Here is a 13,902-nt window from a genome sequence, read left to right on the forward strand (position 1 = left end):
TCGCTAGTCACCCCCCCCAGATGGACGGCACAAACTAGATAAATCAGGAGATTCCACCGCTAGGGATAAACGGTCATTTTCGCTATCGAGACTAAACTTGACTAAATTATTCTTTTGGTCAGCTAAAACCGCCACTAATTCCCAACAACGGATTAATTGTTTGCGGTCTAAAATTTAGGAATTAGCAGATATAGTTACACTTTGTCGCCGCGAAGTATTTTGAATATATCAGTAACAATTCTGTTTCTAATTTCCTCTAAAGAACCTGATTTGCCAGAATTTTTCTGACTTTCCAAGTAACTTTTAACCCCTTTAAATTGTTGTACTAGATGGCCACTATAGCGATTTTGCCCCAAAGAATAATCAGGATTATTCGATCTTATAATAGTTTGAGCATCGTGTAAATCATTCAAAAGATAGGCGACCTCTGGCCAATAGCTGTTATATTTTTCGTAGTTATACAAAAGGAGAATTACTCGACAGGTTGCTGCAAAAATTTTCCCTTTAGCGGTAAACTGAGTTAACCGGTGAGGATATAAGCCTCTAATTTGAAAATCTTCGGGCATTTTTTGATTATTATTTTGCTTTTGCTCGGTAAATATTCGCTGAAGATAGGTTTTTTCTCCTCTTTTTTCATCCACTGTTCCCTCAGATGCAATTGCCGCTCCTAAAGTAAACCTTTTCATAGCCATAAGAATACGTTCTTCTAATCCTTCTTCCTGATTATCTTTACAAAGTTCCACCAGTCCCAACCCAAATAAAAGAAGACTAGCGTGAATACCAAATAAATAAATTTTATTATCTGAATTTGAGTCAAGGTAAGTTAATGCTGACATGGGTAGCTGTATAATTTTTTGTTGAGATTGACTAGATTGAAATATTTTTTGATAAAACTCGTCTAAGTGGCTGCTGCCCTTTCCGATTTCAATAATTGGGGGAATAGTTTGCACATAAATATCATTGTATTGTTCATAAACTATATTTGATATACTAAACTCTGTCTGTTTACCACTATAATTTTTTATCTGTTGATAAGATTTTCTGCCTCGCTCTCCATAACAATCAAGAGCATTTTTAATTAAACGTTCGGCCCATTCTAGACAATTTTGGCGGGTAAATTGTCCCTTTAATAGCTTGGTGTCTCCGACATAAGCAGTGATTAAATAAGACCAAATTTGATACACTGTCCAGTAAGCATAGTAATTAGCATCACCGTCTCTAGCCGCATAAATACGAGCTTTTTCTAAGAGACGAAGAGGTTCAATTAATAAATGAGTTTTGGGACTGGGTAATTGAGCAATGTAAGGAAAAAAGAGATAAATTTTAGCGCGGTGCGAATAGATACGAGATAGATAATAGAAAAAAGGATGAACATTAGTTTGAGAGTATTCACCAATTATTGCGTATTCTTTCAAATATTCCTGCAAATATTCTTCAGCAATGTTCAAACATTCTTCAGCTTTACGAATTGCAGAACCCCTTTCTTGATGGTCACGTTCCTCATCTTCAAGGTCTGTATAAAAATGATAATCAAATAGACAGATATGGTAGAGACTAACTAATAGTTTATCGTCTAGTCGTCCATCTTCGATATGGGGTTTAATAACCTCAAGATATTTTTTGGCAATACGATAGAGACCTTCTTGAAGATATACTTGAGTAATTGCCAAATGTGCTTCATAGGCCACCATACTCCAAGCTTGATTATTATTAACTTCCTTGAAATTTCTCTCATCCCAATTGCGATATTTATCCTTAAACAGTTTTTTTTCTAAATAATCTTGCATAGCCCTGAGAGAGAAAGGGTAAAATTTTATCCAGTTTTCTGCTTTTTTTAGTATATATTTTTCCTCAATCCTCTGACAAAGTTGTTGTAGATATTGCTGGGAATCAATTCCCGTTTTTTCAATAGCTCTCAGTCGAGCGTGAAGGGCAGACTTAGCGGCAGATTCTAGAAGATCGAATCCGTAAAATTCTCCTGTTGCTAATTCTTGATCGGCGACAATTTGATTATAATCAATTTCATCTTTTAGAGAGTTTTTCACATCTTTTTGTTTACATAACTTAACCAGAGAATAAGACCAAACAGCACTATTTCTTGTATTGCCAATCACTTTATCTTCACTGACTATTTTTTGGGTGACAGGCAGATAGCCTTCTCCTTCTGGCTTTTTCAAAATATCTATCCCCTCAAACAAAAATCGATTAATTGCGGTGGTAATATGGGCGATAGGACTGCCCACACCTACCACTTCTTCACAAAATTCTAATCGATTGTTTGATTCTTCTTGCTTGAAAAATTGGCTGATTTCTAAGATTTCTAAGGTTGGTTTTGGTTTCCAGTTCTCCGGGGGATAGACATAAAAATACACTCGCACCCTATAAGCTATCTGTTTTTCTAATCCTTGAGCATAATACTCATTTTCGTCTTCAGGATCATCGAGAAAATAGGGATTAATTAACCCTGTTTTCCCTCGGTATAATTTTAGGGGCAGAGGTTTGACTTTCTCAATTTCTAAATAGTCGATATAAACGGGAAATTTGTCCCCTAATAAATTATTTTTAATAATTGAATTGCTCAGGCTTTCCAAAAAGAGATTGGATATGGAATCGCTAGTTAAATTATTCTTAACAAAATCTGGACATTGCTCGACAACAGTTTTAATTTGTCTGAGTCCAGCTTGAAATTCTGTCCGGCTCACTTCTCTTAAAATCTTATCAACCAAATCCTTGATAATTTCCTGCTCTGAGTTTGTTGATAAATGCTGATAATATTTTTTTAATCGTGGTTGAATATACTCTGTAATCTGATTAACTAGCTTGAAATATTCATCAATATCTAGATGATCATTTGCATCAAGGGACTTTAGGTAACTGTGTTGTTGTTTTTGGGAACTGTATAGATTAATGGCCTGTTTATAAAAGCTAACAACGTCTAGGGAATCCTGCTGTATTTCATCGGTAATGATCTCTTTTAACTGCTCAAGTAAACCAGCTTCGGGATGAACAAGTAATCCCAATTTCTTCCTTTCATCCAGAGATAACTGTGCATATTTTTTGAGAACTCGTTCTTTTTCTTGTTGGGTAAACTTATTGATCATTTTCTGGGCTAAACTATCCTTATTTTTGGCTGACTCTCCTTGCCAATAAGCCTCCAGTGAGGTAAGAATAGTAACTAATTTCCCCAAGCTTAAACTGGGTATCCGCTCCTCGCGTTCCTTTTCTTGGTAACGCTCTCCCATCACCGAACGCAGCACTCGCCGGACAAAAATGCGATTTTGTCCCCATTGTTTGGCTATTTTGTACTCATTCGGTTTGGGATTATCCTCACTAATGTCCAAATCGGTCAGATTGTTGAGGAGATGCAAATACACCGCAGCATCTCTTTTTCGGTCTTCATCGCTTTGTCTTTGATTTTCTGTGTCCAGATCGCTCATAGGTTTAGATGTTACTCTGATGATTCAGCCCTAGACGCCCGTTTTGATCAATAGTTATGTTCATATAATACAGGCTAATCTGGGGGATGTGCATAAAAAATCTGCATTAATTTTTGTAAACCTTGTTAAAATTATCAGTAATTGGTTTGTTAGCCTTCGTAGTGCAACCCTGTAGATGATTGTAGGAAAGAGGTTGCTGATGACGGAAGAGACCGATGGGGTATCAATCACTGAACTGGTGAGGGCGGTTTTTGTATGTGCGTTTTGTACCCTAACACATGAGAAATATATAAGAAATTTTTAACGCTGTTAATGTACATACATATTCCATGAATCTATCTGTACAGACTTGACATATTCGAGCAATTTTTTTTAATGTAAATGTACATACAGAGTTATTTTATCTCGTTTTTGTAACACCTTTGCAGTGATTGTAAAATGCCAAAACAGTTAGAAAAGAAAAAAACAACTGAATTAGAAGATATAGCCATTAAGTTGTCTGGCTCAGGTTCACCCGGTGGCGCGGAAGAGGAGTTTAGCCGCTTCACTGGCTCTCAGCCCAAACCCGAGCCGAGGAACACTCAGCAAGTCCGATTGTCCACGGGTTTGCTGGTTGAATTTAAACTTGTAGATAAGTATCAATCGATATTTACTCAAGCATTCAAATTCAAATATCGCCTCCAATACCAAGGTATCCCTTTATACGGCTCCTCGATCATTGTTGATTTAGACAAAGACAATAAATTTTTGTTTGCAAACTCGTCTGAAGTTGCTCAAGATGAAGCTGTAAACAAAGGATTTCCTGACAAAAATCCGAAAGTTACTGAAAAAGATCTAAAAGATTCGATAAGCAAATATTGTCTTAAGAAGGGTGAGTCTATTTCCCCAGAAGCCCTAAAGGATTGTGATATTAATCCCGAGCTTTACTATTATTTCAAACACTTTTCTAATGGCTCCAGTCACAAGCTAGGTGAATGGAGACTTGTTTATGTTACGAATATTAAAGTTATGGCTCCAACCAGTGGCGAAAAATCTGTTGGAACATCACTGGAATTAACTGATTATGTGATAGATGCCCACACAGGTCAGATAATACTCGAACTCTCAAATTTGAGAACCTTCTGCTAAAAGGGTTCTGTCCATAACCTACTGCCAAACTGTCTATCGTTTGGAGATATTTGCCAAAATATCCCTAACTATTCGGCTGGTTTTGGTAAGCTTTTTTTGCATTATTTAAATATAACTCAGTTGTTAACAGGAAATAAGTAGGTAGGTGTTAAAAACTTTCAGACACCACCCTTATCAAGGGGAGATTAAGGAGGGATCGGCTTTTTGTGCCTTTGCTTTGCCTAAATAATGAACGGGGGTTATAAGGGATGGAACCCTTATAGAGAAAGACATTTGGCGATTTTTGTCAATTGTTTTTGATCTAGAGCGAACTAATCAATTAAATCTCTTGCCAGATAAGGATTTAGTCGATTTATGCCACCCTATCGAACCATAACAAGTAACGAAGAGCCGTAATTGGTTTGTTAGCCTTCGTAGTGAAACCCTGTAGATGATTGTAGAAAAGAGGTTGCTGATGACCGAAGAAACCGATGGGGTATCAATCACTGAACTGGTTATGGCAATTTTACCATCTTGACACATTGGGCGACTTTCTAACAAGATTAATTACTTAACCACTGACTGGAACTTATGAATTTATCGGGGGCAAAAACTTATGGTCTGCACAGAATGCAATGACGCACCATCTAATGGTAACTATGGGCTTTCACGAACTTATAATTTGAGATATAAAGATTATTCCCGTAATATCATTCTCACTGATTACGGATTAGTCGATGATCTTTGTCGCGATTTTTGCCAACAAGCTCGTTCTAATGTTGAAACCGTTGCCCAGTTTATCGATGATAACTTCAACAAACCACTAGATAGATATGAAGCTATCATTAATGTTAATGTTAAAGACAAATATGGTAACTATCCCCCTGCTGGATGGGGACGTACAACTAGACGGGCTTTATTTGGACAAAGAGAAATTAATGGTATAAACCGTTCCTATGGAACCGATATCACAGTAGTAGCTCATGAATTTTGTCATGGTTTAATTCAGAGCATTTCAAATGATAGACCAATAGATGATGAGTTTTCAGAAAAAAATGCCCTTGAAGAATCTTTTTGTGATATATTTGCGGTTTTAGTGCGTAACTATCATAGGGATGATGGTTGTTATCGGAATAATCCTCATAATTGGCTGTGGGATGTGGGAGAAAACTTTCAAGAAGGAACCGTATCCCAGAGACAATTAGATAAATTACTTTCTTTAAGGTTTACAGATGCAGGGTCTGTCTATGGACAAATTGATTGGAATACGGCCAAGAATTATTACGAACTTTCCTTGATTCATAGTCATGCTTTTTATCGATTGATGACAATTCATAACACTGTCATCAATGGACAGCCTCTTTTTAATGGCGAATTTGCTCTTAAGCTATTCGGTGCTGTTCTAGAAGATATTTCCACGCTCGATAGGTTCCCTAAGAGTTTCTCTGAGAGTCGTAGAGTATTTGAAGAAAAAGCCCAAGTATTACTAAGAGCCTCTCCCCACACAAACCACCAATTAGACGCTATTTCTCAAGCATTTATTGATGTAGGAATTGAGTAAATAAGTAGGGAGGCACAATTATTTGTAGGATGGGTTAGCGGTAGCGTAACCCATGCGGGCGTTGGGTTTCATACTTCAACCCAACCTACGTTCATCTTATATTTAATTCCACCCACCTACTTATTAGCCAACTAAATTGACTATTAAGCAATCGCTTGGCACTTTTTTAATGTCAGTTTTAAAAAGCCATCTAACTAAGGGATTACCATTTTGTTCCAAACGGGCAGTCAAATTTAACTTAGTCCTCACCAATTGCATATTATTAGGGACTTTGACAATCATGTGCATAAATTTACTTCCTTGAACTCCTTTTCCCTGTGCTTTTCGATATTCCCAATCAGCCTTATATTCCCCAACTCCTGTCGCTATAATTGTTGGTTGTAATTCGGGGTATTCTAGGGCAAAATCCGTTCCTCCTAAACTTGCCTGAGCTTCCTTAAACTTGATATTGGGGGACAGACTAACTTTAAAGTTCCGCTTGATTTCCTGATTGATTTCCAACGGATATAGATCAAAAGCAATAGCCCGGTTTTGTTGATTATCTGGCAGTAAATCAACAGAAAATTTAGCTTGAGTAATTTGAAATCTATCTTCTCCACTATTACGAAGAGAACAGGCAAAACGGACTAAAAAAAATTGTGCCTCATTCTGTTTTACCTCTAACCAAGAGGGAATTGCACCAGAATAAAGTTCAGCTAATGGCCAAACTTCTGGTTGTCCGATGCTAACAGTTGGTGCATCGCTAGGCCGTGAGGGAGGTGAGATAAATCTAAAATTTTCTTCCTCAATTTCTTCGCTATCCAATTCTAGTTGTCCTTGCCAAAGAATATTCTGAATTGTTTCAGGAGTAGATAATAACATATCAATTCAATCCGTGAAGTTGTTCAATTATCAACAGTATATCGCCAAAATAGAGAAAATAAACCCAATCCTTTGGCGAAAAAATAGGATTGAGTTAACAGGATCAAAAATGGGATAGGTTAAAAACACATCCCACGGTTTCGATTAAGTCAGAACTACTGACGAATTTGTACCGGCATCACCAAATAGGTCATCTTTAAACCTCCCAAGGGGGTAAAAATAACCGGTTGGGTACTAGCATTTAACTGCATTTGGATATCATTATTGGGTAAAGCCTTCAAACCGTCCATCAAATATTTAACATTAAAGGCAATATCGCCACTTTCTCCCTGAATTTCCGCCGCCATGGACTCTTTGGCACTACCTAAATCGGGAGATTCCACCGCTAGGGATAAACGGTCATTTTCGCTATCGAGGCTAAACTTGACTAAGTTATTCTTTTGGTCCGATAAAACCGCCACTAATTCCAAACAACGGATTAATTGTTTGCGGTCTAAAACCAAAGAACGCTCGAAGGATTTAGGAATTAACTGATTATAAGTGGGATAGGCCCCTTCTAACTTACGACTGGTTAACCTCTGTTCCCCCATTTCAAAGATGACTTGAGAATCATCCACATGCAGAGTAATAGTCTCGATATTTTGTTTTGTTGACATCATTCTTTCCAATTCTCGCAGGGCCCGGGCCGGAATGGTGACATTAAAGCCACCAGAGGCACTTTCTACCTCCTCTAGGGGAGTTTGTACCACCGCTAAACGATGACCGTCTGTAGCGGCAAATTCTAGACAATCGACGGTTTTAGTTAAATGCACCCCCGTCAACACCTGTTTAGTTTCATCGCCACTAGCGGCAAACAATGCACCTTTTAGTCCCTCTGTCAAGGCAACTACAGGTAAATTAACAATTTCCCCATCGGCCACCGTGGGCAATTCTGGGAACTCATCGGCTTTCATGCCGCGAATTTGGAACTGTGCCGAGGCAGTTTTTAGAAAAGCGAGACTATGCTCCTCATCATTCTTGTTTTCTTCCACAGAGATAGTGATTTCCCCCTCTCCCAAACGAGAGACAATATCGTTAAGCAATTTTGCCGGCAGGGTAATTTTGCCCCCTTCCACCACCTCGGCCCGAAAACTGGTGCGAATCCCTAAACTCAAATCAAAAGCAGTCAGGCTAATTTCGCCCTTTTCTTCATCGGCACAAAAGAGAACATTTCCCAACACCGGATGGGTAGGACGACTGGCAACGGCCCGACTAACTAGGGATAAATTGCTGTTGAGTTCGCTTTGACTACTGGTAAATTTCATAGGAGGAATAGTTTTTTTGTACGCTAAAAAATAATAGCAAGAATTCCCCTGTGGAAAATCTGTGGAAAACCAGAGCTTTTTTCGATCGCTCTTTCCGGGCTAAAATCTATCAATAGCAATAACTTCGGCCATTGCTAGGTTTTTACTGCAATTCTGAAAAGATTGTGGAAAAATTGTCAACAGTGAAATTTTTGCCCTTTCTCAGCCAATTACATCAGCTGTTAACCATCAAGCTACAAGTCAAGAATAGCGAGACTTTAGCCGACCAGCGCCTTTCTTAGCGAAAAAATTGCGTTAAATGTAGGCCGGTGATCTTTAAAATGGAACAAGCAGCAGGAAGTTAACAAAACAAAGCTCTGGGCCTCCCCCAGAACCAATAGACTCAAATAGACAAGGAGACAGGATTGGTTAGCACATCTTCGTATCAAACAACAAAATCGAAAGAAATCTTTACAGCCGCTCAAAAATTAATGCCGGGGGGTGTAAGTTCCCCCGTGCGGGCCTTTAAATCCGTCGGTGGTCAACCCATCGTTTTTGAAAGCGTCAAAGGGGCCTATATTCGCGACGTGGACGGTAACGAATATATCGACTATGTGGGAACTTGGGGGCCGGCTATCTGTGGTCATGCCCATCCCGAAGTGATTGCCGCCCTGCACCAGGCCCTAGACAAAGGAACCAGTTTCGGCGCTCCCTGTGTCGAGGAAAATATTCTTGCTGAAATGGTGATTGATGCCGTTCCCAGCATCGAAATGGTGCGTTTTGTCAATTCCGGCACCGAAGCCTGTATGTCCGTCCTGCGCTTAATGCGGGCTTTTACCGGCCGGGATAAAATCATCAAATTCGAGGGCTGTTACCACGGTCACGCCGATATGTTCCTCGTGAAAGCCGGCTCTGGTGTAGCGACCCTGGGCCTACCCGACTCGCCGGGGGTTCCCAAAACCACCACTAACAACACTTTAACCGCCCCCTACAATGACCTGGAAGCGGTAAAAGCCCTCTTTGTCGAGAATCCCGACTCGATTGCCGGGGTGATTTTAGAGCCAGTGGTGGGTAATGCCGGCTTTATCGTGCCGGATGCTGGCTTTTTAGAAGGATTGCGGGAATTAACCAAGGAATACGGAGCCTTATTAATGTTTGATGAGGTAATGACCGGATTCCGCATCGCCTACGGTGGCGCTCAGGAAAAATTCGGCATCACCCCCGATTTAACCACCCTCGGCAAAGTTATCGGCGGTGGGCTGCCGGTGGGGGCCTACGGCGGTCGCGCCGATATTATGGCTATGGTCGCTCCGGCCGGCCCGATGTACCAAGCGGGAACCTTATCCGGCAACCCCTTGGCTATGACGGCGGGAATTAAAACCCTAGAGTTACTCCAGCGCCCCGGCACCTACGAATATCTCGATAAAGTGACCAAATCCTTAACTGAAGGGCTACTGAAAGTGGCCAGAGATGCTGGTCATAGCGTTTCTGGAGGTCATATCAGTGCCATGTTCGGGATGTTTTTCACTGGCAACCCCGTGCATAACTATGAAGGGGCTAAAAAGGCCGATGTGGCTAAATTCGGTCGTTTTCACCGGGGAATGTTGGAAAGAGGCGTTTATCTAGCTCCTTCCCAGTTTGAAGCTGGTTTTACTTCCTTAGCTCACACAGAGGCCGATATCGAACGGACTTTGGCCGCCGCTAAAGAGGTTTTAGCAAGTTTATAGTTAATGCTGCTTCGGCCGGGAAAATTGATTGATAGAGTCCCAATTATTCATGAGTTGACATCTCCCCGCTTGCAAAAGACGGGGATTCTCAGGGGAAATTTGCCTAGAAACCCCGAACAATCGAGGGATTATTATCCCCAGCACTGTAAAACTTATCAGTCCCAGCACAGGCCGCCCCTTTTTAGTCAAGCAGATCGAGGATATCAAGAGCAAGAGGTATCTAACTTGACAAAAATTACCTCGGTTTCTATAATCCTGAAACCGTCAACAAAATTGAGCGATAAATAGCTGGGCAAAAAATCAAGAAAAACAGCAAAAAAACGTAGTTCCCCCCTTGACAAATAGCCAAAACTAGGCATTAGTTAAATTTAATGATTTTTTAATAAAAACCGCCTTCTATCACCAGAAAAAGCGATCGGTAGATTTTTATCAGAGTAATGTAATCATCTTTACAACTATCGGGGATCAAAGGATGTTAGGGTGAAGGAGCGATGAGAAACCCACTTTAAGATCACCCCAATTGCTATGGCACAGATTCTCGATCCCCTCCCCAACGGCAAGAAAAATAGTATTCTTTGTTGCTATGTCAATGCGACCAGTCATATTCAAATTGTTCGCATCACCAATATTGCTAACTGGTATTTTGAAAGGGTGGTTTTTCCCGGGCAGCGTTTAGTATTTGAGACCCTAGCGGATGCTTTCTTAGAGATTCATACGGGGATGATAGCCAGCGCCATCCTTTCCGATAACATCCCCTGTGAACGCCTTTATATCAGCGATGGGGATGAGGATGACTCCGATGGTCAACTAGACAGGGAAATATTCTATCCCCATTCCCTAGAGGAAAGTCAAGGGGCGAAAATTGACAATACCGTACCCTTCGGTTTAACTTTAGCTTCCGCCTAGCTAATAACCTAATCTGATAATTCCCCTCGCACGAGAATCACAGTGCAATTAACCGCACGGGCAATCGTCGAGGGGATATTGCCATTTAAGAACTGATTGAGCAAGCTTTCCCTGGACGCACCCAAAAGCACCAAAGAACAATCCTCCGATTCTACCAGATGAATCACCGCCTCGGCCGGAGAGGCCGAACAAATCGGTAAAGGTACAATCGGCTGTGCGATCGCTTTCTGTAAAGATGCTTGTAAAACGAACATAGTGGACAGAGCTGGCAGTAACTCCGTCGGGGAATAGATTTTACATAACCAAAGTTTGGGATGATCCGAAGACTCGGACAAAGACAGCAAACTAGGCAATAATGCTAAAGCGCGTTGGGCATTGGGACCGCCGGCGGTGGGAATCAGCCACATCCTTTCCCGATTAAGATCGTTGGGAAAACAATCCTTTGTCCCCAATTTTACCAAGATGGTTTCACAGGGGGCTTCAGCAATCAAAGTATCGACTAAAAACCCGAAAATCTCCCCAGTGGTCGATTTTTCCCCCGTCCAACCCATAATTAATAAATTGCTGTGTCGTTCGCGAATCGTGGCCAAAATCCCGTCGGCGATATCCTGAGCCACGGAAATTTGTGTATGAACAGAGATATTCTGCCGTCGGGCTAATCTTTCCAGACGATGAAGTAATTTGCGTCCTTCCCGCGTATCTACCTTTACTTCCGCCGGAGAACTAAGACGAGGCACAGTAATCACATAGAGACAATCTATTTCATAATTGCGTTCACGGGCGATCGCAGCAGCAATTTTAAACAAAGCGGTAGCGGTGTCGGGATTGGCAATAGGTAACAAAATCCGGCCTATTCCCACGGCCGGGGAACGGGTTTGATAAACCACATAGGAAGGGGTACTGCGTTGGGGCAGTTGACAAACTCCCCCCAATTGATCGGCTTCCACCCGAATAATATCGGTGCGGGTGATGATCCCCACCAGTTTTTGACCATCGGTAACGGGTAAACGGGAAAGCTGATAGCGATTTAACAGAAATAAAACATCGCTTAAAGCTGCCTGGGGGGCCACAGTAATCGGATTGGGAGTCATGATCTCCCGTAGGACCGTTTGACTGTTTTTCGATCGCCATTTATCCAGATCACTTTGGGTAAAAATCCCCAATAGTCGCCCCTGTTCCACCACGGGAAAACCGCGATGATGGGAACGGGACATAATTTTCACCACTTCCCCCAGGGGTAAATCTGCCGGCAGAATTTCCACCTGCGATTGCATCACATCCATAGCCGACAGATGGGCCAGCACATCATTAGAAGGGGTTTCTTCGTTGAGAATAATGCCACTAGCGGAAAGTAAATGCTGATAGAGGGAACCGGGGTGAATGCTTTCGGCAGTGATATAAGAAACGGCACAGGTCAACATCAGGGGCAGCACAACATTAAAATTGCGATGCAGTTCAAAGACAATCACGATCGCCGTTACCGGAACCCTGACTACTCCCGTAAAAAAAGCCCCCATACCCGCTAAAGTATAACTAGCTTCGCTGCCGAAACCCATCATTTTCGTCTCGATTCCCCCCACCAGAAACCCCAAGCAGGAGCCCAACACCAAAGCGGGGGCGAGGAGTCCTCCCGGAGCGCCAGAACTATAGGAGATCATCGTCAGGAAAAAATAGACGACGAAAGCGAGGGCGGTATTCTGCCAACTTAATTCCCCTGCCAGCAAAAATTCCCGTAAACCCGTATTATCTCGAAAAAAGTCGGGTAAAAAGGCCACTACTGTTCCCGATAACCAGCTGACCAGACCGATGCGCCAAGCCAGAGATAACCGCCAACGCCGCTGCATCTGGCTACAAAAAAGGATGCCTTGATTGAATAAAGCCCCCAATAAGCCCGCTAAAACCCCCAAAAGGCAATAAATGGGTATTTCTTGGGCAGAGAAGCTAATATTGGCATATTCAGTGATCATTGAGGGGGTATTCTGCAGCATCATCGAAACCACGGCCCCGGTAAAGGAAGCCACAATCGCCGTTTCTAGGGTCATACTGGAGACATCGCGCATTAATTCCTCGATCACAAAGAGAACGCCGGCGATGGGAGTAGTAAAACCCGCCGCTAACCCCGCGGCTGCCCCGGCTGCGATCATCTGACGACGGTGATCGGGACTGGTGGGCAGCCAGACGCTTAACTGGGCCGCTAGGGCCGCCCCGATGTGTACCGTGGGGGCGCGACGACCAAGGGTTAAACCACCGCCAAGGATCAGGATCGCCCCGATCATTTTTACTAGGGCGACCCGCCAAGACAGGGGCAAAGGATATTTAGCTAAGGCCGCTTTTACTTGGGGAATACCACCCCCGGCGGCCGCGGGGGAGAAGTGTTCGACAATCCAACCGGCACTGTAACCGAGCAGAAAACCGCCGAGGGGCAAAACTAGGAAAGGAGAGGAATTGGCTACTAGATGCACCCGCCAACCACCTAACCAACCGATACCCAATTTCAGGATAATAGCGGCAAGAGCGGAGAGAATTCCGATTAAACAGGCTACCAGTAAAGCATAGCGACTATCGGTTGCGCTACGTCCGAAGTGTTGGGATTTAAACCACTGACGGAGGTTTTGGTGACGGGCAAAAAGTCCCATAATTATCAGGGAGAATCAAGGCAATGGCGGAGCGAGGATTTATTTAGGGTTCTGATTCCTCGTTTCTTTAATCATAGGCCGTTAAGTTCTGTCACCGTTCACCTTGTTGCTACCAGTGGCCCTAATAGTAGTTTTTCTATCGATGGGCTAGGATCAAAGGTTGTCCCTGTCTTTGAGCGGAGGGTATTGTAAAGTTTCAATACAAATATAGTCAGATATAGTCAGGCATGGTAACATATAGACATGAAACTATCAGACTATGCAAAAAAAACAGGAATAAGTTATCGAACGGCTTGGAGGTGGTGGAAACAAGGGAATTTAACAGGCTATCAATTGCCTTCTGGTACAATTATCATAACGGATGACAACCATTCAAAACCCGAC

The 13,902-nt window shown here is 42.2% G+C and carries 8 protein-coding genes and 1 pseudogene; 4 read left to right on the plus strand and 5 right to left on the minus strand.

What is annotated here, in order from left to right; genetic code table 11:
- Positions 1-33: 33 nt before the first annotated feature.
- Positions 34-174 (minus strand): annotated as a pseudogene (locus IM322_RS02170) (DNA polymerase III subunit beta); the annotation flags it as partial.
- Between the two features lie 20 nt (positions 175-194).
- A complete protein-coding gene (locus IM322_RS02175) occupies positions 195-3,437 on the minus strand; it encodes a HypX (modular protein) (RefSeq protein WP_287672565.1) in 3,243 nt (1,080 codons plus the stop codon).
- Between the two features lie 438 nt (positions 3,438-3,875).
- On the opposite strand from IM322_RS02175, the gene IM322_RS02180 reads away from it, so the two are divergent.
- A complete protein-coding gene (locus IM322_RS02180) occupies positions 3,876-4,565 on the plus strand; it encodes a hypothetical protein (protein WP_287672563.1) in 690 nt (229 codons plus the stop codon).
- 595 nt (positions 4,566-5,160) lie between these two features.
- Positions 5,161-6,105 (plus strand): gluzincin family metallopeptidase, encoded by a 945-nt coding sequence (locus IM322_RS02185; protein ID WP_287672562.1) that lies wholly within the window; start codon positions 5,161-5,163, stop codon positions 6,103-6,105.
- A 123-nt stretch (positions 6,106-6,228) separates the two neighbouring features.
- On the opposite strand, the gene IM322_RS02190 is transcribed toward IM322_RS02185, so the two are convergent.
- Both IM322_RS02190 and dnaN read right to left on the minus strand, forming a co-directional pair.
- On the minus strand, positions 6,229-6,966 hold the full coding sequence (locus IM322_RS02190; RefSeq protein ID WP_287672561.1) for a hypothetical protein: 738 nt from the start codon (positions 6,964-6,966) through the stop codon (positions 6,229-6,231).
- 155 nt (positions 6,967-7,121) lie between these two features.
- Positions 7,122-8,270: a DNA polymerase III subunit beta gene (dnaN, locus tag IM322_RS02195; RefSeq protein ID WP_287672559.1), complete on the minus strand. Its 1,149-nt coding sequence runs from the start codon at positions 8,268-8,270 to the stop codon at positions 7,122-7,124.
- A 404-nt stretch (positions 8,271-8,674) separates the two neighbouring features.
- Between dnaN and hemL the strand changes: the two genes are divergently transcribed.
- Complete coding sequence (hemL, locus tag IM322_RS02200) at positions 8,675-9,976, plus strand: glutamate-1-semialdehyde 2,1-aminomutase (RefSeq protein WP_287672557.1); 1,302 nt, start codon at positions 8,675-8,677, stop codon at positions 9,974-9,976.
- Between the two features lie 525 nt (positions 9,977-10,501).
- A complete protein-coding gene (locus tag IM322_RS02205) occupies positions 10,502-10,882 on the plus strand; it encodes a DUF1830 domain-containing protein (RefSeq protein WP_287077517.1) in 381 nt (126 codons plus the stop codon).
- Between the two features lie 8 nt (positions 10,883-10,890).
- On the opposite strand, the gene IM322_RS02210 is transcribed toward IM322_RS02205, so the two are convergent.
- Positions 10,891-13,518, minus strand: a complete 2,628-nt coding sequence (locus IM322_RS02210) for a chloride channel protein (protein WP_287672555.1) — start codon at positions 13,516-13,518, stop codon at positions 10,891-10,893.
- Positions 13,519-13,902 lie beyond the last annotated feature (384 nt).

It is taken from the genome of Microcystis sp. M109S1 (assembly GCF_020247025.1).
Classification (GTDB): Bacteria; Cyanobacteriota; Cyanobacteriia; order Cyanobacteriales; family Microcystaceae; genus Microcystis.

Excerpts from the sequence above, each read along its gene's own strand:
- IM322_RS02175 (WP_287672565.1), bottom strand. The coding sequence starts at position 3,437 with ATGAGCGATCTGGACACAGAAAATCAAAGACAAAGCGATGAAGACCGA.
- IM322_RS02180 (WP_287672563.1), top strand. The coding sequence starts at position 3,876 with ATGCCAAAACAGTTAGAAAAGAAAAAAACAACTGAATTAGAAGATATA.
- IM322_RS02185 (WP_287672562.1), top strand. The coding sequence starts at position 5,161 with ATGGTCTGCACAGAATGCAATGACGCACCATCTAATGGTAACTATGGG.
- IM322_RS02190 (WP_287672561.1), bottom strand. The coding sequence starts at position 6,966 with ATGTTATTATCTACTCCTGAAACAATTCAGAATATTCTTTGGCAAGGA.
- dnaN (WP_287672559.1), bottom strand. The coding sequence starts at position 8,270 with ATGAAATTTACCAGTAGTCAAAGCGAACTCAACAGCAATTTATCCCTA.
- IM322_RS02205 (WP_287077517.1), top strand. The coding sequence starts at position 10,502 with ATGGCACAGATTCTCGATCCCCTCCCCAACGGCAAGAAAAATAGTATT.
- IM322_RS02210 (WP_287672555.1), bottom strand. The coding sequence starts at position 13,518 with ATGGGACTTTTTGCCCGTCACCAAAACCTCCGTCAGTGGTTTAAATCC.